The sequence below is a fragment of the Parazoarcus communis SWub3 = DSM 12120 genome, from assembly GCF_003226565.1.
Taxonomy (GTDB): domain Bacteria; phylum Pseudomonadota; class Gammaproteobacteria; order Burkholderiales; family Rhodocyclaceae; genus Parazoarcus; species Parazoarcus communis.
Genome location: NZ_QKOE01000026.1, coordinates 23614 through 42423, shown reverse-complemented (window position 1 = coordinate 42423; position 18810 = coordinate 23614). Strand labels below are relative to the sequence as shown.

Annotated in this window: 17 protein-coding genes and 2 pseudogenes; 11 read left to right on the top strand and 8 right to left on the bottom strand. The window is 63.0% G+C overall.

Annotated features, from left to right (window positions below; all coding sequences use genetic code 11):
• Window positions 1–127: 127 nt before the first annotated feature.
• Window positions 128–280: pseudogene (locus DNK49_RS21070) on the bottom strand (transposase); the annotation flags it as partial.
• A gap of 80 nt (window positions 281–360) precedes the next feature.
• Between DNK49_RS21070 and DNK49_RS21065 the strand changes: the two are divergent.
• The 10 genes and pseudogenes from DNK49_RS21065 to DNK49_RS21015 all read left to right on the top strand — a co-directional run.
• Window positions 361–1248: pseudogene (locus DNK49_RS21065) on the top strand (IS3 family transposase); the annotation flags it as partial.
• A 540-nt stretch (window positions 1249–1788) separates the two neighbouring features.
• Window positions 1789–3249, top strand: coding sequence for a 2-hydroxymuconic semialdehyde dehydrogenase (locus tag DNK49_RS21055; protein WP_110529524.1), 1461 nt, complete (start codon window positions 1789–1791; stop codon window positions 3247–3249).
• 7 nt (window positions 3250–3256) lie between these two features.
• Window positions 3257–4054 (top strand): 2-oxopent-4-enoate hydratase, encoded by a 798-nt coding sequence (dmpE, locus tag DNK49_RS21050; protein WP_110529521.1) that lies wholly within the window; start codon window positions 3257–3259, stop codon window positions 4052–4054.
• 2 nt (window positions 4055–4056) lie between these two features.
• Window positions 4057–4860, top strand: a complete 804-nt coding sequence (gene dmpH, locus DNK49_RS21045) for a 2-oxo-3-hexenedioate decarboxylase (protein ID WP_110529537.1) — start codon at window positions 4057–4059, stop codon at window positions 4858–4860.
• A gap of 19 nt (window positions 4861–4879) precedes the next feature.
• A complete protein-coding gene (locus DNK49_RS21040; protein ID WP_110529518.1) occupies window positions 4880–5095 on the top strand; it encodes a tautomerase family protein in 216 nt (71 codons plus the stop codon).
• A complete protein-coding gene (locus tag DNK49_RS21035; protein WP_110529515.1) occupies window positions 5092–6006 on the top strand; it encodes an acetaldehyde dehydrogenase (acetylating) in 915 nt (304 codons plus the stop codon). Before DNK49_RS21040 ends, DNK49_RS21035 begins: the two co-directional genes overlap by 4 nt.
• Window positions 6006–7058 (top strand): 4-hydroxy-2-oxovalerate aldolase, encoded by a 1053-nt coding sequence (gene dmpG / locus DNK49_RS21030; protein WP_110529512.1) that lies wholly within the window; start codon window positions 6006–6008, stop codon window positions 7056–7058. Before DNK49_RS21035 ends, dmpG begins: the two co-directional genes overlap by 1 nt.
• A 65-nt stretch (window positions 7059–7123) precedes the next feature.
• Entirely contained in the window at window positions 7124–8059 is a 936-nt protein-coding gene (locus DNK49_RS21025) for a catechol 2,3-dioxygenase (protein WP_110529509.1), read from the top strand.
• A gap of 4 nt (window positions 8060–8063) precedes the next feature.
• Window positions 8064–8831 (top strand): SDR family oxidoreductase, encoded by a 768-nt coding sequence (locus tag DNK49_RS21020; protein ID WP_110529506.1) that lies wholly within the window; start codon window positions 8064–8066, stop codon window positions 8829–8831.
• A gap of 19 nt (window positions 8832–8850) precedes the next feature.
• A complete protein-coding gene (locus DNK49_RS21015) occupies window positions 8851–9294 on the top strand; it encodes a tautomerase family protein (protein WP_110529503.1) in 444 nt (147 codons plus the stop codon).
• Window positions 9295–9812: 518 nt separating this feature from the next.
• Here the strand turns inward: DNK49_RS21015 and DNK49_RS21010 are convergent.
• The gene (locus DNK49_RS21010; RefSeq protein ID WP_110529500.1) at window positions 9813–10658 is read right to left on the bottom strand and encodes an alpha/beta hydrolase; all 846 of its coding nucleotides are present in this window, start codon (window positions 10656–10658) and stop codon (window positions 9813–9815) included.
• Window positions 10659–10841: 183 nt separating this feature from the next.
• On the opposite strand from DNK49_RS21010, the gene DNK49_RS21005 reads away from it, so the two are divergent.
• A complete protein-coding gene (locus DNK49_RS21005) occupies window positions 10842–13166 on the top strand; it encodes an acetate/propionate family kinase (protein ID WP_110529497.1) in 2325 nt (774 codons plus the stop codon).
• Between the two features lie 17 nt (window positions 13167–13183).
• On the opposite strand, the gene DNK49_RS21000 is transcribed toward DNK49_RS21005, so the two are convergent.
• The 6 genes from DNK49_RS21000 to DNK49_RS20975 all read right to left on the bottom strand — a co-directional run bounded on the left by DNK49_RS21000 (window position 13184) and on the right by DNK49_RS20975 (window position 18655).
• Window positions 13184–14230 carry a VWA domain-containing protein gene (locus DNK49_RS21000; protein ID WP_110529494.1) on the bottom strand — a complete coding sequence of 349 codons (1047 nt, stop codon included), beginning with the start codon at window positions 14228–14230 and terminating at the stop codon, window positions 13184–13186.
• The gene (locus DNK49_RS20995) at window positions 14227–15195 is read right to left on the bottom strand and encodes a DUF58 domain-containing protein (RefSeq protein ID WP_110529491.1); all 969 of its coding nucleotides are present in this window, start codon (window positions 15193–15195) and stop codon (window positions 14227–14229) included. The genes DNK49_RS21000 and DNK49_RS20995 overlap by 4 nt, the downstream gene beginning before the upstream one ends.
• Entirely contained in the window at window positions 15176–16186 is a 1011-nt protein-coding gene (locus DNK49_RS20990; protein ID WP_110529488.1) for an AAA family ATPase, read from the bottom strand. The genes DNK49_RS20995 and DNK49_RS20990 overlap by 20 nt, the downstream gene beginning before the upstream one ends.
• Before the next feature lie 9 nt (window positions 16187–16195).
• Complete coding sequence (locus DNK49_RS20985; protein WP_110529485.1) at window positions 16196–17176, bottom strand: S1C family serine protease; 981 nt, start codon at window positions 17174–17176, stop codon at window positions 16196–16198.
• 136 nt (window positions 17177–17312) lie between these two features.
• Window positions 17313–17924 (bottom strand): YceI family protein, encoded by a 612-nt coding sequence (locus tag DNK49_RS20980; RefSeq protein WP_110529482.1) that lies wholly within the window; start codon window positions 17922–17924, stop codon window positions 17313–17315.
• Entirely contained in the window at window positions 17921–18655 is a 735-nt protein-coding gene (locus DNK49_RS20975) for a CDP-alcohol phosphatidyltransferase family protein (protein ID WP_243632467.1), read from the bottom strand. Before DNK49_RS20975 ends, DNK49_RS20980 begins: the two co-directional genes overlap by 4 nt.
• Window positions 18656–18810: the final 155 nt, after the last annotated feature.

The window sequence follows — 18810 nt, the reverse complement described above, 5'->3', positions numbered from 1 at the left end:
CCTTGAACCTATCGGGTATATCCCGCCCGCAGAAGCTGAGGCAAACTACTACAGGCAGCTCGCCAGTCAGGCCGCGATCGCGACCTGACTTAAACCAACCGGCCTCCACGGAACCCGGGGCGATTCACACCACCTCGTCGAAGAAGCGCCGGGCGATGTCGGTCTTCACCAGGCGCTCGCGCAGTCGGCTGAAGTTCGACTGATCCAGGCTGGTGCTCTCGAGATTCATGTCAAGAAACCAGCGAAAGAGGATGTTGTAATCGAGCTGTTCGCAGAACTGGAGTTCCCAGGATTTAGTGGAGAGGGGAAAATAACCTATCCTCATCTCGTGGGAGGGACTACATGGACACCAAGCTAAATTGCAGTCATGTCCGCCTTGCCTATCAATTCATAGAGGCGAACAAGAAACTATACAGCGTTGAGGCCATGTGCCGCGTGCTCGAAGTTGCGCCCAGTGGCTATTACGCTTGGCTTAAAAAGCCGATCTCCGAACGAGATCAGGAAGATGCGAGGTTGCTTCGATTGATTCGTGCCTCTTTCGATCGCAGCCACGGAGTGTATGGTGCGCCTCGCGTTTTTCTTGATCTTCGCGAAACGGGTGAGACTTGTAGCAAGCATCGTGTCGAGCGCCTGATGCGGGAAAACGGCTTGAGAGCACACGGAGGGTTTCGTATCAGACGTGTAGTAGCGGGAAAGCCCGCCGTTTTGATACCGAACCTACTCCAGCGCCAGTTTACCGTTTCGCAACCTGATAAGGCGTGGGTGACGGATATCACTTACATTCGTACCTGGGAAGGGTGGCTTTATCTAGCTGTCGTCATAGATCTGTTTTCGCGCAAGGTGGTAGGTTGGGCAACGAGAGGTAGCATTCAACACGAGCTAGTTCTTGACGCTGTGCTGATGGCGACTCGCCGTCGCCATCCACGAGAAACCTTGATTCATTCTGACCAAGGCTCACAGTACGGAAGCGATGTTTGGAGGCGATTTTGCAAGTCCAATCACCTTGAACCCAGCATGAGTCGCAAAGGTAACTGTTGGGACAATGCCGTAGCAGAATCCTTTTTCGGTAGTTTGAAGAAGGAACTCATCAAGAAGCACATCTACAAAAACCGCGCACTCGCAACGGAAGATATTTCTAACTACATTGAGACTTTCTACAATCGAACCCGCAAAAACTCGCATCTATCGGGTGTCAGCCCTGATGACTTCGAGGCCAACTTCGAGCAACAAGGCAAAGGTCTCCACTAAATCCTGGGAACTCCAGAATTCGTCAGTCAGTTCTGGCGCATCGTCGGTGTCAATCCGGTCGGTCGGCGTAGCGTGCTTTTTCGCGTTCATTCGCTTTCCTCATGCTGATGATGCGGCGTGTTTCACCACCGAGTGTAGTTACGATAATTCCGACTGCCGAGGATTTTTTGTAACTACGCGTCGGTCGGAGGATGCACGCTCTTAGCGGATGTGGGCTTGCGTTCGGCAGCAGCGATTCGGGAATTGGAAATCGACCAACGCCTTCGGCCCGCCGCCCACGATGGGATACCGGCACCTTCCGCCGCTTAGCCGTCATTGAATCAACACAGTCAATATCCTCCTCAAGCCACCTTCAGCGCACGCTGGTTGAAGATGCTGTGTAAGCATGTCTCGTCATACCTCGCAGGTATTGAACGTCCTGGAATAAGGTATTAGACGGTATTCCACTCGCTTCTTAGACTCTCTTCCAGGTCGAGTGAACTGCAGCCCCGCAATCCGCCGCTTGAGGCGCGGAGCAGGGGATGGACAGAGGAGATGAGGATGCGTCAGATCGAGAATTTCATCGCGGGCGAGTTTGTCGGCGCGGCCAGCGGGCGGCGCTTCGACAAGCGTTCTCCGCTGGATAATCGGGTCATTGCTTCGATCAGCGAGGCTGGAAGGCCCGAGGTCGATGCCGCCGTCGCGGCGGCGCGTGCCGCGCTGCGGGGCGAGTGGGGCGGGCTTGCGACCGAGCAGCGCGTTGATCTGCTCTACGGTGTGGCCGATGGCATTACCCGCCGCTTCGAGGATTTCGTCGAAGCCGAGATGGCCGATACCGGTCAGCCTTCGCATGTGATGCGCCATGTGTTCATTCCGCGCGGCGCAGCCAACTTCAAGGTATTTGCCGATGTCATCAAGAATGTGCCGACCGAGGCCTTTCAGATGGATACGCCCGATGGGCGCGGCGCGCTGAATTATGCCTTGCGTATGCCCAAGGGCGTGATCGGCGTGATCAGTCCGTGGAACGCCCCCTTTTTGTTGATGACGTGGAAGGTCGGGCCGGCGCTGGCCTGCGGCAATACGGTGGTGGTGAAACCCTCCGAGGAGTCGCCGCACACCGCTGCGCTGCTGGGCGAGGTGATGAACGAGGTGGGCATCCCGAAAGGTGTCTACAACGTGGTGCACGGCTTTGGGCCGGATTCCGCGGGCGAGTTCCTGACCCGCCATGCGGGCGTGGATGCGATCACCTTTACCGGCGAGACGCGCACGGGCGCGGCGATCATGAAGGCGGCCTCGGACGGCATGCGCGACGTGTCGTTCGAGCTCGGCGGCAAGAACGCCGGCATCGTGTTCGCGGATGCGGACTTCGATGCGGCCGTTGAAGGCATCTTCCGCTCCGCCTTTCTCAATACCGGGCAGGTCTGCCTGGGTACCGAGCGGGTGTATGTCGAGCGGCCGATCTTCGATCGATTCGTCGCGGCGCTGAAGCTCAAGGCGGAGCGCGTCCGGTTTGGCCGCCCCGAAAGCCACGATGCCAACTATGGCCCGCTGATCAGCCAGGAACACCAGCGCAAGGTGCTTTCCTATTACGCCAAGGCGGTGGAGGAAGGGGCGACCGTCGTTACCGGCGGTGGCGTGCCCGACATGCCGGGCGAGCTTGCGGAAGGGGCCTGGGTGCAGCCGACGATCTGGACCGGGCTGCCCGAGAGCGCGGCCGTGGTGCGTGAGGAGATCTTCGGGCCGTGCTGCCACATCCGCCCCTTCGACAGCGAAGACGAGGTGGTGAATCTCGCCAACGACACCGACTACGGCCTGTCGACCACGATCTGGACCACCAACCTGACGCGCGCACACCGGGTGGCAGCGCGGGTCGAGGTGGGCATCACCTGGATCAACAGCTGGTTTCTGCGCGATCTGCGCACGCCCTTCGGCGGCTCGAAGCAGTCGGGTATCGGGCGTGAGGGCGGGGTGCATTCGCTCGAGTTCTATACCGAGACGCGCAATGTGTGCGTGAAACTCTGAGGCCGACATGAACGACGAAACCATTCAGAAATATGGCGACGAGCTCTATGTCGCCTGGCTCGAGCGGCGCACGGTCGCGCCGCTGCTCGAGCGCGAGCCGGACATCACCCTTGCCGACGCTTACCGCATTCAGTCGCGCTACATCGAGCGCCGGGTGGGCGCGGGCGAAACCGTTGTCGGGAAGAAGATCGGCGTCACCAGCAAGGCGGTGCAGGACTTTCTCGGTGTGTTCCAGCCCGATTTCGGCCAGCTCACCTCGGGCATGGTCCATGAGGAAGGCGACACCATCGATCTCGGGACGCTGATCCAGCCCAAGGCCGAGGCGGAGCTGGCTTTCGTGCTCAAGGCCGATCTACAGGGGCCGGGCGTGACCGCGATGGACGTGATTCGCGCCACCGACTACGTGGTGCCGTGCTTCGAAATCGTGGATTCGCGCATCACCGACTGGAAGATCAAGATCCAGGACACGGTGGCTGACAACGCCTCCTGCGGCGTGTATGTGCTGGGCAAGACGCGGGGCGACCCGCGCAAGCTGGACATCACCCTGGCCGGCATGGTGCTGGAGAAGAACGGCGAACTGCACTCCACCGGCGTCGGCGCCGCGGTGCAGGGCTCGCCCGCCAATGCGGTGGCCTGGCTGGCCAACACGCTGGGCGAGCTGGGCATTCCGTTCCGGGCCGGCGAGGTGATCCTGTCCGGTTCGCAATCGGCGCTGGTGCCGGTGGTCGATGGCGACGAACTGGTGTGCACAGTCGGCGGTTTGGGCAGCTGCCGGGTGAAGTTTTCCGTAGGGAGTGCAGCATGAGCATGAGCATGAACGTCACCCTGTCGCGTGAGGACGTCGTTCGCTTGTGCGAACGTGTGGAAGGGGCGCAGAAGCGTGCCTATGCGATTCCCAAGCTGACCGACGAATACCCGGGCATGACCATGGGCGACGGCTACGCCGTGCAGCTCGAGCTGCGTCGTCGCTTTCTCGAACAAGGCCACCGCCAGGTGGGCTGGAAGGCGGGCCTCACCTCTAAGGCCAAGATGCAGCAGATGGGGGTCAGCGTACCCTCCATCGGTTTCCTCACCGACCGCATGGCACGGCCCGAGAACTCGGCCATCTCCACCGCCGATCTGGTGCATCCGCGGGTCGAGTGCGAAGTGGCTTTCGTCATGAAGAAGACGCTTTCCGGGCCAGGTTGCACCCGCGAGGACGTGCTGGCCGCGACCGACTATGTGCTGCCCGCCGTCGAGATCATCGATTCGCGCTTTTCCGGCTTCAAGTTCGACCTTGAAAGCGTGGTCGCCGACAACGGTTCGTCGGCGCGCTTCGTTGGCGGCGGTCGCGCCCGCTACGCAGAGGAGCTGGACCTGCGCACGCTCGGTGTGGTGATGGAGAAGAATGGCGAGATCGTCACCATGGGGGCGTCGGCCGCGGTGCTCGGCCACCCGGCCGAGGCGATCGCGATGCTGGTCAATATCCTCGCCGAGCTGGGCGAAGACCTGCCCGCCGGCAGCTTCGTGATGAGCGGCGGCATCACCGAAGCCATTGCGGTGAAGCCGGGCGACAGCATCACTGCCCGCTTCCAGGAACTGGGCAGCGTATCGATGCGCTTTGTCGACTGAAGGAACCCAAGGAGATCCCATGCCAATTATCGAGATGCACATGATGGTGGGCCGCACCACCGAGCAGAAGCACAAGGTTGCGGCCGCGGTCACCGAGGCGGTTGCCAGAAGCCTGGAATGCAGCGCCGATACGGTGCGCATCCTGATTACCGAACATGCCGCCGACGGCTTCTTCGTCGCTGGCCAGACCATGGCCCAGCGTGCCGCCGCCAAGGCGCAGGAGCTATCCCTATGAAAAAGATCCGCTGTGCACTGATCGGCTCGGGCAACATCGGCACCGACCTGATCTACAAGGTCAAGCGTAGCCCGGTGCTCGAGCCTGTATGGATGGTGGGCATCGACCCTGAGTCCGAAGGCCTCGTCCGCGCCCGCGAAATGGGCCTCAAGACCACGGCCGAAGGCGTGGACGGGCTAGTGCCCCATGTGCTGGAAGACAACATCCAGATCGCCTTCGATGCCACCAGCGCCTATGTGCATGCGGAGAACAGCCGCAAGCTCAATGAGCTGGGGGTGATGATGATCGACCTTACGCCCGCGGCCATCGGCCCCCTGTGCGTGCCGCCGGTGAACCTGCGCCAGCATGCCGACAAGGTGGAGATGAACGTCAACATGATCTCCTGCGCGGGTCAGGCGACGATTCCCATCGTTCGGGCGGTGTCGCGCATTCAGTGCGTCGACTACGCCGAGATCGTCGCCAGCCTGGCCTCCAAATCGGTCGGCCCGGGCACCCGCGCCAACCTGGACGAGTTTACCTACACCACCTCCAACGCGATCAAGGTGGTCGGTGGCGCCCGCCGCGGCAAGGCGCTGGCGATCATCAATCCGGCCGAGCCGCCGATGATCATGCGCAACACCATCTCCTGCCTGACCGACGACGAACCCGATCACCTGAAGATCACCGAGTCGATCCTGCAGATGATCGGCGAGGTGCAGAAGTACGTGCCGGGCTACCGCCTGGTGAATGGGCCGATCTACGACGGCAACAAGGTGCAGGTGTTCATGGAAGTGGCCGGCCTTGGCGACTACCTGCCGAAATACGCCGGCAATCTCGACATCATGACCGCGGCGGCGGCCCGTACCGCCGAGATGTTTGCCGAGGAAATTCTCGCTGGAACAATCCAGCTCAAGGCGACGGAGGCCGCGTGATGAGTGAATCCAGTCTGAAAGGCCGCAAGGTCATCCTGCACGACATGTGCCTGCGCGACGGCATGCATGCCAAGCGCGAACAGATCAGTGTCGAGCAGATGGTCAAGGTTGCCACCGCGCTCGACGACGCGGGTGTGCCCTACATCCAGGTCACCCACGGTGGCGGCCTGGGCGGCAACTCGCTGCAGCACGGTTTTGCCCTGGCCAGCAACGAGGAATACATCACCGCCGTTGCCTCGAAGATGAAGCAGGCCAGGGTCTCGGTGCTGCTGATCCCCGGCCTGGGCACGATGAAGGAACTTCAGTCGGCCTACGACTGCGGCGCCCGCAGCGTGCATGTGGCCACCCACTGTACCGAAGCGGACACTTCGCCTCAGCACATCGCCTTTGCCCGCAAGCTGGGCATGGACACCACCGGCTTTCTGATGATGGCCCACCTCAACGACGCCGCCGGCATTGCCCAGCAAGGCAAGCTGATGGAAAGCTATGGTGCACAGACGGTGTATGTCACCGACTCGGCCGGCTACATGCTGCCCGACGACGTGAAGGCCCGTATCGGTGCCTTGCGCGCGGTGCTCAAGCCCGAAACCGAGATCGGTTTCCACGGACATCACAACCTGGGCATGGGCATCGCCAACTCGATTGCCGCGATCGAAGCCGGCGCCAGCCGCATCGATGGTTCGGTGGCGGGGCTGGGGGCTGGTGCCGGCAACACGCCGCTGGAAGTCTTCGCCGCCGTGTGCGAGCGCATGGGAATCGAGACCGGCGTGGATCTGTTCAAGATCATGGATGTGGCCGAAGACATCATCGTGCCGATGATGGATCACCTGGTTCGGGTCGACCGCGAGTCCCTGACCCTCGGCTTCGCCGGTGTCTATTCCACCTTTCTGCTGCATGCGAAACGCGCCGGAGACCGCTTTGGCGTGTCGGCCCGCGACATCCTTGTCGAGCTTGGCCGCAGGAAGATGATCGGCGGGCAGGAGGATATGATCATGGACACGGCGATGACCATGGCCAAGGCGCGTGGCCTGCTCAAAGAGGTCGCGCGCTGACGGAAACGACGGGGTGTCCACGCAGATACCCCGCGCAGGCAACAAGCACATAACGGAGACAAGAGATGGCACTCAGAGGATTGCTTCGCCTCGGCGAAGTCGCAGTACGCGTGCTCGACATGGGCGAAGCCCGCGAGCATTACGGCAAGCGCATGGGCCTGCACGAGGTCATGACCGACGCCGCCGGGCAGGTCTACTTCAAGGCCTGGGACGAGCATGACCACCACTGCCTGGTGCTGCGCGAGGCGGATTCGTCGGGCATGGATTACTTCGCCTTCAAGGTCTTCGACGATGCCACGCTCGACGAGCTGGAGCCGAAGATCCGCGCCTTCGGCCTGCAGGTCGAGCGCATCGCGGCGGGGGTCTATCCGAAGAGCGGGCGCCGCCTGCAGTTCATGCTGCCCAGCGGCCATCTCATGCAGCTCTATGCGCACAAGGAGCAGATCGGCAACAGCCTTGGCGTGCGCAATCCGGGGGTACTGCCCGACGAAGGCGTGATCCGTGGCTTCCGCATCAACCGGCTGGATCACGCGCTGCTTGGCGGGGTGAATATCGACGAGTCGGCACGCCTGTTCCGCGAGGTGTTCGGCTTCGACCTCAGCGAGCGCCTGATCGATGCGGAGGGCGGGCAGTCACTGGCGCTGTTCCTGAGCTGCTCGACCAAACCCCACGATATCGCCTTCGTGCTGCAGCCGACGCCGGGGCGCTTCCATCACGTGTCTTTCCTGCTCGAGTCGGAATCCGACGTGATCCACGCCGCCGACCTGATCGGAAAGTATCGCATCCCGGTGGACGTGGGCCCCAACCGGCACGGCGTGACCCGCGGCATGACGATCTATTTTTTTGATCCGTCGGGTAATCGCAACGAGGTCTTCTCCGGCGGCTATGTGCATTACCCGGACACCCCGACGCTTACGTGGGACACGACCGAACTGGGTCATGCCACTTTCGCTCAGGACAACGTCGTCCGCGAGAGTTTCCTGACTGTGCTGACCGGGTGATCGAATGAACGCCAACGTGCAGCAACGCGACGAGATCGCGGTTGTGGTGGGCGCTACCGGCGCCTTCGGCAATGCAATCGTGGGACGGCTCGCTGCCGCCGGGCTGGGCGTCGTCGCCGTGGCCCGCAGTGGCGATGCGCTTGCCGCCCTGCAGGACAGGGTGCCCGGCCTGCGCGCCTGCGTTGCCGACATCGCCTCCGACTCCGCCATCGCAGCCATTTCTGCGGCGGTGAACCGGCCCGTGCGGATGGTGGTGCACGGCCCCGGCGTTGGCGTGGCCGGCGGCATCCTCAGCGTGCCCACGGCGACGATGGTGGATGCGGTGAATATCAAGGTCGGCGGCCTGCTGCGCCTGACCCGGGCGGTGGATAGCCTGCTGGTGGATGGTTCGCGCATCGTCGCCATCGGCGGCCACTACGGCTTCGAGCCAACCGCTTACGCCGCCGCGGCCGGTGTCGCCAATGCGGCGCTGATGAACGTGGTACGCCAGCTCAGTCTGGCCTACGGCTCGCGCGGCATCACTGCGCACCTGATTGCCCCGGGGCCCGCCGACACCGAGCGCCTGCGTCGCGTGGCTGCCGACCGGGCGGCCCTGCGCGGCATCACCGTCGATGAAGTGCTGGCCGAGATGCTCGCCGATTCGTCCATTGGCCGCTTCACCACGGCGGAGCAAGTGGCCTGGGCGGTTTCCATGCTGCTGGACCCGGAGGCGGATGCGATGACGGGCTCGAGCCTGATGCTTGACTCCGGCCGCCGTCGCGGCCTGCCGTGAACACCCGAGGGAACAGATCATGCCGGTCGTGAATTTCCATCTTGTCGAAGGCATGACTTCATCCGAACAGGACGAACGCCTGTTGATCGGGGCGAGCCGACTGTACGCGGAAGTGCTGGGTGCGCCGCTGCAGCGGGTGCGGGCCTTCATCACGCCGCACCGGGCGAGCCGGTTTGCGGTGGCGGGAGATGTGGTCGTGAACAATGGGCTGCACGCGCCGTACTTCGATTTCATCGTGCTGGAAGGGCGTCCGCTCGACGAGCGCCAGCGCTTGCTGGCCGGCTTTACCGACCTGCTGGTGGACACGCTCGGTGTCCGCCGCGACCTTGTCCGCGGCAGTTGCCGCAGGGTGGCGCCCCAGGATTGGGCCATTGGTGGCGAGCCGGCGAGTGTGTTGCGCCAGGATGAGGTCGAGGCACGTGCCCGCGCTACGGCGATCAGTGGCGATGTCGAACGTCGATAAGGCCGATGCGGCTTGCGTCCGTCCGGCGTATTGATGGCCTTGAAAGCATGGGACGTCGGGGGGCAACCGATGTTCTCTCTCGACCGACGTGATTCCTCTCCTCCCCGCCTAGTCGGTCGTGTTTGACCCCTTCGTGGTGCAATGCCGCGAAGGGGTTGTTTTTTTGCTCGGTGAGCTGAAACGCGTGGCCTACAGGTCACCTTATGCTTGATTTCCTGAGTCTCGGCTGTGTTGCTGTTGCATGCCTTGTGGTAGGTCGGCGTCCTTCGGCGATCTGAACCACGCCGAACATCAACGGGCGGACAACCAAAAGAAAAGCCCGAACGCTTTCGGGTTCGGGCTAAATCCACACCAAAGGAGGAGGGTGGAGGAGACAGCTGCAGAATACCGAGACAGGTGTTGCAATGCAATATCAGCGCATTCGAATGTTTCTATCCCGGTATAAGTAAAAAATATGCATAAGCCCGAAGCCGCGGACGTGTCGACAACCCGAGCCGCTGAGAGCGAGCTTGATATCGTCAGGAGCCGGTACAGCCGACGAGGCTTTCCGGTGGGTGGGTGACCGGCAGGTTGTCCACCCACTCGAGCAGTTTTTCTGCTGCAACGGGCCATTGTGGGTCGAGGATCAGCATATGGCCGGCGCCTTCGACGATGACCGAGCGTGCGTTCCAGATGGCTGCGGTGAAGTGCAGCATCGAAGCAGGAAACACGGCGTCGCAACTGCCGCTCATGACCAGCGCGGGCAGCTTGGGGCGCCGGCCTGCGGGGCGGAATGGCAGGGTGACCATTTCCGCAACTGCATGCTCGGATTCGTTACCGATCAGGGGCATGAAGCGCTCGATGTCTTCCGGGCTGAGATCGGGCGAGAAATACACCTGGGCCATGACGCGCAGGGTGTCGGCTGTGGGGGTGCCACCGACTGCGTTTGGCAACTCCTCAAAGAACCCGGGCACTTGCAGCGCCAGGCGCGTGGCCGAGCCGCCGGTGCCGGTTGGCGGGACCGGCGCAAGCAGTGCGACGGCCACTGCGCGGGCGTGTGCTGAAGACAGGTAACGGTCGATGACCAGTGTTCCCATCGAGTGGCCGATCAGCACCGGGGTATCGGCCAGGCTCTCAATGGCGCGAGCCAGGTCCTCGGTGTAGTCCGCCAGACCGAAGTTGTCCAGTTGATCCTGTCCGCCACTCTGACCATGGCCGGCGAGGTCGATTGCATGGCAGTCGTACCCCCGTGCGTTGAAGTAGGGGATGAAGTTTTGCTGCCAGCTGCCCGCATGGGTGTAGCCGCCGTGCACAAACAGCAGTGGCGGGCGATCGTTGGGACTGTCGGCGGGATGATGATGAATCTTCAGCGGATGGGTGGTCATGTTTGGGGGTTCGATGTGTTATGTGCTGTTGGTCGTTGCCGCGTATCGTGCGATGTGATCGGCATATCCGGTGATCTGATGCGTCACCTGGGTCACGCAGGGGACGTGACGACGCTTTGCTGCAATGCAACACAATGATAATCTCTCAAATCAAGCCCACAAGGCAATCGTGCGAGAAATGAGATGAGTGATGCGGATCTGAAACGGTTCTTCCTTGAGCAGGTTCGGCTGTTCGAGAGCTTTTCGGCCGACCGGGTCGATGAGATCGTGGCGGCGTCCCGGCTGGAAACCTACGAAGGCAACGAGGCCATCATCGAGACGGGTGATGAGGGGCGCTTCCTCGGGGTGGTGGTCAGTGGCGTGGCCGAGATTTCGCTCACCGACAACACGGGCACGCGCTCGGTGATCGGTCAGCTGGGCGAGGGGGATGTGTTCGGCGTGCTATCGCTGATGACCGGTGAGCGCATCGCCGCCGACGTGATCGCCGGTAGTCGTTGTTTCGTGTTGATGATTCCGCGCGAGATCTTTCATACCCAGATCCTGACCAACCCGAAGGCAGTCGCCTATCTGTCGCGCCTGCTGACCGAGCGCACCCGGGCGATGTCACAGGATGCGGGCAAGCTGCAGCGCCGCGCGCTGGCCAATGCGGATGATCCCTACGCCTTGTCGCTGGCCACCGATACTCCTGGTAAGGTCGTGGTGCTCAATGTGGGCATCAGCCAGATTCACTTTGGCATCTACGACACCCGCGATCTGGGTTCGGACATCCACGGTGTCATCGACAACGTCGATGACCGCATCGCGAAGATCAGTGTATCGGTGGGGCCGCATACCCGCACGTTGGAGCGCCCGGCATTTCCGCTTGCCGACTTGTTTCTGGTCATGCAGGAGACCACCCGGCTGTTTGGCGATGCGTTCGCGCTGCATCTGCAGGACGTGACCGCCGTGGGCCACCGTGTGGTGCACGGTGGCAGCAAGTTTGCCAGTTCGGTGGTGATCACGCCGGCCGTGATCGCCGATATCGAGGCATTGTCGGTGTTCGCACCGCTGCACAACCCGGTCAACGTCGATGGCATCCGGGTGGCGATGCAGCAGTTGCCTGGGGTCGCGCATGTGGCCGTGTTTGATACCGCCTTCCATCAAACCCTGCCGCCCTATGCCTATCTCTATGGTCTGCCTTACTACCTGTACAAGCAGGATGGTATCCGGCGCTACGGTTTTCATGGCACCTCGCACCGCTATGTGTCGCTGAAGGCGGCCGAGGTGCTCAAGCGCCCGCTGGGCGAACTGGAGATCGTTTCCTGTCACCTCGGCATCGGGGCGTCGGTGTGTGCGATCGACCACGGCCGCTCGGTCGACACCACCATGGGCATGACGCCGACGGACGGCCTGATCATGCCGAGCCGCTCGGGCAGCATCGATCCGGCCGTCATGATCCATCTGCTCCAGCATCACGGCATGTCGCCGGATCAGCTGTCCAACCTGATCAATACTGAAAGCGGCATGAAGGGCATCTCGGGCATCTCCAGCGACATCGCCGAGATCGAGGCCGCCGCGGCCGAGGGGCATCACCGCGCGCTGTTGGCGCACAAGGCCTTCTGCTACCAGGTACGCAAGAACATCGGCGCCTATGTCGCGGCCATGGGGGGTATTGATGTACTGACCTTCACCGGCGACATCGGTGAGACCAGCGCCACCGTGCGCAGCCTGGCCTGCCAGGGGCTGGGCTACATGGGCATCAAGCTCGACGAGGAAAAAAACCGCAATCTGGGTACGCTGGGTGCCTGCAAGGTGATCTCGACAGACGACTCGCCGGTGACTGTGCTGGTGATCGCCAACGATGACGAGCGTCTGGTGGCATGGGAGACCTTGCGCGCAATCGAGCGCAACGAGCTGATTGTGGCGATGAAGCAGGATCAGGCCGACGCGCCGATTCCGGTCGAAATCTCGGCGCACCACGTGCATCTGGCGCAGGCCGACGTCGAGAAGCTGTTTGGCCCCGGTCACCAGCTGACGCCGGAGCACGAACTGTCGCAGCCCGGGCAGTTTGCCTGTGCGGAGAAGGTGCATCTGGTCGGCCCCAAGGGGCGGATCGCCAATGTCCGGGTGCTGGGGCCGACGCGCAAGGAAACCCAGGTCGAGATCGCGATGACCGAGCAGTTCAAGCTTGGTGTGCAGCCACCCATCCGCCAGTCGGGGGATCTGGCCAACACCCCGGGGCTGACGCTGGAAGGGCCGTACGGTAGCACCACGATCGAGCGCGGCGTGATCTGCGCGCAACGCCACATCCACATGTCGCCCGAAGACGCCCTGCGCTTCCGGGTGCGTGACAACTATGTGGTGCGGGTGCGGGTGGAGGGCGAGCGCGAGCTGATTTTCGGCGATGTGGTGGTGCGGGTGAATCCGGCCTTCCGTCTGGCCATGCATATCGACACTGACGAGGGCAACGCGGCCAACATCCGCACAGGCATGCGCGGCTACATCGAGGAAATCCAGAGTCGTTACTGAGGACGGCGCGTCCGTGATCAGGCAATTCTGCCGAACCACCAGATCGACAGCCCGGCCGCGCTCAGCATCAACAGGGCGCCGAGCGCGGCGAGCAGCGCGCTGATCTCGGTTTCCTTGCGCTCCAGTGCGATGCGGGTGGAGAGACTTTCGTAGACCCGCTTCAAGTCTTCGGCGGTGCCGGCATAGAAGTAGTTGGCGTGAGTGATCTGGGCGATGGATTTCAGCGATTCCTCGTCCAGCTGTACCCGCATCGACCAGCCCTCGAAGCTGATTGTTTCGCCCTCCTTGGTGCCGATGCCCACCGTGTATACCCGCACGCCGCGCTCGGCTGCCATGCGGGCGGCCTCAAGAGGGTCGGGGCCGGTGGTGGCGCGGCCGTCGGTCAGCATGATGATGGCTGCGGAACCATAGGAGCCCGGTTCCACCGGGACGAAGTCAGGGCTGGGGGGCGCATCGGCGGCGCGCGGCATGGCGCGTTGGCCGGTGATTTGCGACAGGTCGATGCCTGCCTCCGGGAACAGCGTGGCCAGTGACAGCACGATGCCACTGCCGGTGGCGGTGCCGCGTTGCAGTTGAAAACGATCGATTGCGGCGACGACGTCTTCACGGCTGTGGGTGGGGAGCTGCACCGCAGCCGCGGTGCCCGCAAACTGCACGACGCCAACCCTGACATTGCGTGGCAGCGCGGCAATGAAGGCCTTGGCCGCCTCCTGCGCGGCCACCAGACGGTTGGGTTGTACATCATTGGCCCGCATGCTGCCCGAAACGTCCATCGCCAGGATGATGGTCTCCTGTTGCGAAGGCAGGCTGAGCAGCGCGGTCGGTCGGGCGCTGGCCAGGATCAGCGTTGCCAGCGCAAGCCCCATCAGCATTGGTGGCAGATGCCGGCGCCAGCCGGCGCTGCGACCGATGGCCTCCCGCACCAGGGCAAGGTTGGCGTAGCGTACGGTGACCTTCTTGCGCCGGTGCAGCAGCCACACATACAGCAGGACCAGCAGCGGCAGTAACAATAGCAGCCACAGCAGTTGCGGCCAGATGAAGTCGAGCCTGGGCAATGCGTTCATCGAGATTCCACCTTCAGTTCGCTCAGGTGCCTGAGGGCTCGTCCGCCGCTGCTCAAACTGCTACGGATGCGGCGCATTTCGGTGAAGCGCAGGATGGCATCGAACAGATCGTCATCGGTGGCCAGCTCCAGGGTATCCACGCCTGCATCGGCAAGCGCACTGCGCAGTGTCGCCTCACGTGCCTCGGTCGCGGCCGCGAAGCGCTTGCGGAAGCCGGTATCGTGGGTGTCGACCAGCAGCTGTTCGCCGGTTTCTGCATCCACCAGGTTGATCAGGCCCAGGTCGGGCAAGCTCATCTCCAGCGGGTCGTACAGGCGCACTGCGGTGACGTCGTGACGGCGTCCCAGTTGTCCCAGACGCATCGCCCAGTCGGGCGGGCTGATGAAGTCGGACAGGAGGAAGATCGAGCTACGCTGACGGATCACCCGGCTGGCTGCGTTCAACAGCTCACCAAGACGGGTTGCCTGGTGGGTTGTGTCCGCGGTGTCCGGGCGGCGGCTGATGCGCTGCATCAGATGCAGGACCTGCAGCCGTCCGCCCCGTGCCGGAATCACTGCCTCCACCGTATCACCGTAGATCAGGGCACCGACCCGGTTGCCGTGCCGTGTCAGCAATTGCGCCAGCACGCCGACAAAGGCGCAGGCCACCTGACGCTTGGTGCGCAGGTCGGAGCCGAAGTCCACACTGGCGCTCAGGTCGATCAGAAACCAGGCGGACAGTTCGCGCTCTTCGGTGAACTGGCGTACATAGGGCTGCTGCAGGCGTGCGGTGACGTTCCAGTCGATATGGCGCACGTCGTCGTGGTGCTGATATTCGCGCAGGTCGGCGAGGTCCAGTCCGCTGCCACGCCACAAGCTGCGGTAGTCGCCCTGCAGCAGGCCGTCCAGACGCCGGATCACCGTCCATTCCAGGCGGCGCAGCAGCGCGTCGGCCGAGCCGTCGGCTTCAGTGTCTGGCGTGCTCATGGGGGGCAAGGGCCTTTTCTGGCAGCGGGATGTGCTCGGTTACCCGGCGCAGCACGGCGTCGGCGTCCAGTCCGTCGGCCAGCGCTTCATAGCTCAGTACCAGACGGTGGCGAAGCACGTCATGCACCAGTCCGCTCATGTCCTCCGGCAGTGCATAACTGCGCCCCCGCATGAAGGCCAGTGCGCGTGCGCCTTCAATCAGGCCGATGGTGGCCCGTGGGCTGGCACCGTAGCTCAGGTAGGGGGTGAGCTCGGCAAGGCCGTAATCGGCCGGGCGGCGGGTGGCGCTGACCAGCTTGACCGCGTACTGCATCAGCGACGGGTCGACATAGACCTTGCGGCAGGCCTGCTGCAACTCCGCCAGCTGCTCCATGCTGGCCACGGCTGCGACCTGGACGGCGGGGCCGGTGACGCGCTCGGCAATGACGAACTCTTCCTCCTCACTCGGATAATCAACCAGCACCTTCATCATGAAGCGGTCGACCTGGGCCTCGGGCAAGGGGTAGGTGCCTTCGGTCTCGATCGGGTTCTGCGTGGCCATGACGAGAAAGGGGCGGGGCACGGCATGCGAAGTGCCCGCAATCGTCACCTGGCGTTCCTGCATGACTTCCAGCAGGGCGCTCTGTACCTTGGCGGGGGCCCGGTTGATTTCGTCGGCCAGCAGCAGATTGGTGAAAACCGGCCCGAGCGCGGTATCGAACTCACCATTCCTGGGGTTGTAGATGCGCGTGCCAACCAGATCGGCCGGCACCAGATCGGGGGTGAACTGAATGCGCTTGAAGTGACCGTGCAAGGTGTCGGCCAGTGTGCGCACGGTCAGTGTCTTGGCCAACCCGGGCACACCCTCGACCAGAAGGTGACCATTGGACAGCATCGCCACCATGACGCGCTCGAGAAAGTGATCCTGGCCGACGACGACACGCTTGACCTCGTACAGGATGCGCTCCATCAGGTTGGCAGTGTGCTCGGCCTGTGCGGTGTGTGGAATCATTACCTGTCCTCAGAATGGAGACATGCCAACGCCGGCAGCCGCGTTTTCGATTGGTACGGCAAAACCGATGCCGACGAATACCCGCTGTTCGGTCGGGTTGAGTATCGCGGTGACGATGCCGATCACCTCGCCCTCCATGGTGACCAGCGGGCCGCCCGAGTTACCGGGGTTCGCCGCTGCGTCGAACTGGATCAGGTTGCTCAACACGCCCTTGCCTTCGGGCGAGCGGAATTCACGTTTGAGACCGGAAATCACGCCCAGTGATGCCGAAGGGCCGATATCGAAGGGAAAACCCACCGCCATCACGGGATCGCCCGGGACCAGACCCGCAGTGCTGCGCAGCGTGGCGGGCACGAGATCGTCAGGCAGAATGCTGGCCTGCAGCACCGCCAGGTCGTGCTCTGGCATCACGTTGATCAGCCGGGCCTCGGACTCCAGCCCGTCGCTGAAGGTGACCTTGATCGTACGTGCGCCCAGTACGACGTGAAGGTTGGTGAGAATGGTGCCGTTGTCCAGGATCACCACGCCGCTGCCGACACCACTGGTGTGGTCCGCATTGTCCTGGGGCGGCAGCCTGGCGCTGTTTCCCGCGTCTGCATGGCCGCTTACCCGCACCACCGAGGGGTGGATCTTCGCGTAAGCCAGGGTGCTGGCCGGGGTCAGCGGACGTTCGGCGATGGACGTGCGCATCATGTGGTCGATACGATCGAAGTCCAGGCCGGGCTGTGTTGTGCCGGGGGCACTGATCCGCCAGACGCCTGCCAGTGCGAGCAGCAGGACGGTCAGCAGCCACAGGCGGCGCTCGTGATGCCGGGCGAGTCGGACCAGCCGGGCCATCAGGCTGCGCGTTGGCAAGGGGGGCAGGTCGTGCGCTGCTTGAGCGGTGGGGGTTGCCGCAGCTCCATCGAGCGCGTGTGATTCTGCGGCCGGCGCGACAGGCGCAGCGGGAAGGCTACGGCGCGAGTGGCTGTAGAGCGGCGTTCGTTTCATCGCTGCCATCCGGATTGAAGCATGTGCTGCACCTCCCCGCGACTGCCTTCCAGCGAGTGACTCATTTGCACAAACCGAGTTCCTGACGTCGGCAAAATAATGCGGCGCCGCGTCAATCCTCAGCTCGGTCGGCTTTTCAATCCTGACGGATCGCTTCGAACTCGAATCGCATCTCCACTGCGTCGCCCACCATGTCGTCTTTCAAAGCATAGTTCATACCCCATTGACTGCGCAGCAAGGTGGTTCGCGCCGAGATCCCGAGCGTGGGCTTGCGGTGGCCAAAGGGGTAGGCGGCGGACTTGTTCAGGGTGGTTTCCAGCACGACGGGGTGGGTTTGCCCAAGCAAGGTCAGATTGCCCTCGAGCCTGCCCTTTCCGTTATCGCCGGGAAGGTAACGAGTGGCTTCGAAAACGATCCTGGGATGGCGGCTGGTCTGCAGGAAGTCGCGGTCGCGCAGGTGGCGGTCTCGGCGATCATGATTGGTGAACACGCTGTCGGCCTCGACCACGAAGCGCCCCGTGCTCAGTTCGCGTGTGTGCTCGTCGTACAGAAACTCGCCCTCAGCCTTCAGGAACAAGCCGATCACGTCGGCGTAGCCGACATGACGTACCTGGAATGCGATCGACAGATGTTCGGGGTCGATCCGATAACTGGCTGGGGCGGCTTGCGCACTGATGGCGCCCAGGCTGGCAAGCAGCGCCCCCAGCAGCAGGGTCTGGCGAACACGGGGAAGGGGAAGGGTGTTCATGATTGGACTCCTTGGCTTGGGTTGGGCGTGGTGCTGCCGTCGTGTCTGCCGGCTATTGATGTGCTGCGATGTTGGTACAGCCAGGCAACATCGATGCCGAAGGACAGGCTTAGAGCCCCCAGCGCGGCTGCCAGCAAGGCGGTCGTCAGCACCGGCGACAGGAGCGGCAGCAGACACACCAGCAGTGCAAGGATCTGTCCCACGCAAACCGCCTTGCGCCGGAAGCTTTCGGGCAGCGGGCGATTCATCCAGGGCCAGGCTTGCATGGCAAGCACGAAGAGATAGCGCATGGCTCCGATCAGCACGACCCAGGCGCCTGCCCGCCCCAGCAGCCACAAGACGATGCACAGCAGCAGAATGAACAGCGCATCGAGCTCCATATCGAAGCGGGCGCCATAAGGGCTGGCACTGCCGGTTCGCCGGGCGACCCAACCATCGACGCCGTCGAGCATGAGTGCAAGCAGGCTGACGACGGCCAGCGCAGTTGCGGCCTGCGGCAAGGCAGCGGGCAGCAGTGCCATGCCGCCCACCATCGACACCAGGGTGGCGCGCAGCAGGGTGATGTGATTGGCGGCCCCCAGCGTCTGGCCAGGATGCCGCCAGCTCAGCGCGATGACGAGCGCAATTCCCGTCTGGACCCCCATTGCTGGCCACAGCAGTGCATGCGGCAGGTCGATCAGCCCCCCGAATGCAAGCACCAGCCCCCCCGTCAGCGGGATGCTGAGCAGCAATGCAAACCATGCGGGTATCTGGTGCGTGGCAAGGGGGCGAGGTGATACGGGTGAGCGCACGATGGCGGGCCTCGTCGAAAAACAGTGGATGGTGCAGGGAACCCTTCGGTTCACGCCCTGCTCCGAGCGCAAGCGTGCTTTTCACGCTGCTTCGT

What these genes read in the sequence shown, in the direction of transcription:
- DNK49_RS21055 (WP_110529524.1), top strand. Translation starts at nt 1,789, where the DNA reads ATGCGTCAGATCGAGAATTTCATCGCGGGCGAGTTTGTCGGCGCGGCC.
- dmpE (WP_110529521.1), top strand. Translation starts at nt 3,257, where the DNA reads ATGAACGACGAAACCATTCAGAAATATGGCGACGAGCTCTATGTCGCC.
- dmpH (WP_110529537.1), top strand. Translation starts at nt 4,057, where the DNA reads ATGAGCATGAACGTCACCCTGTCGCGTGAGGACGTCGTTCGCTTGTGC.
- DNK49_RS21040 (WP_110529518.1), top strand. Translation starts at nt 4,880, where the DNA reads ATGCCAATTATCGAGATGCACATGATGGTGGGCCGCACCACCGAGCAG.
- DNK49_RS21035 (WP_110529515.1), top strand. Translation starts at nt 5,092, where the DNA reads ATGAAAAAGATCCGCTGTGCACTGATCGGCTCGGGCAACATCGGCACC.
- dmpG (WP_110529512.1), top strand. Translation starts at nt 6,006, where the DNA reads ATGAGTGAATCCAGTCTGAAAGGCCGCAAGGTCATCCTGCACGACATG.
- DNK49_RS21025 (WP_110529509.1), top strand. Translation starts at nt 7,124, where the DNA reads ATGGCACTCAGAGGATTGCTTCGCCTCGGCGAAGTCGCAGTACGCGTG.
- DNK49_RS21020 (WP_110529506.1), top strand. Translation starts at nt 8,064, where the DNA reads ATGAACGCCAACGTGCAGCAACGCGACGAGATCGCGGTTGTGGTGGGC.
- DNK49_RS21015 (WP_110529503.1), top strand. Translation starts at nt 8,851, where the DNA reads ATGCCGGTCGTGAATTTCCATCTTGTCGAAGGCATGACTTCATCCGAA.
- DNK49_RS21010 (WP_110529500.1), bottom strand. Translation starts at nt 10,658, where the DNA reads ATGACCACCCATCCGCTGAAGATTCATCATCATCCCGCCGACAGTCCC.
- DNK49_RS21005 (WP_110529497.1), top strand. Translation starts at nt 10,842, where the DNA reads ATGAGTGATGCGGATCTGAAACGGTTCTTCCTTGAGCAGGTTCGGCTG.
- DNK49_RS21000 (WP_110529494.1), bottom strand. Translation starts at nt 14,230, where the DNA reads ATGAACGCATTGCCCAGGCTCGACTTCATCTGGCCGCAACTGCTGTGG.
- DNK49_RS20995 (WP_110529491.1), bottom strand. Translation starts at nt 15,195, where the DNA reads ATGAGCACGCCAGACACTGAAGCCGACGGCTCGGCCGACGCGCTGCTG.
- DNK49_RS20990 (WP_110529488.1), bottom strand. Translation starts at nt 16,186, where the DNA reads ATGATTCCACACACCGCACAGGCCGAGCACACTGCCAACCTGATGGAG.
- DNK49_RS20985 (WP_110529485.1), bottom strand. Translation starts at nt 17,176, where the DNA reads ATGAAACGAACGCCGCTCTACAGCCACTCGCGCCGTAGCCTTCCCGCT.
- DNK49_RS20980 (WP_110529482.1), bottom strand. Translation starts at nt 17,924, where the DNA reads ATGAACACCCTTCCCCTTCCCCGTGTTCGCCAGACCCTGCTGCTGGGG.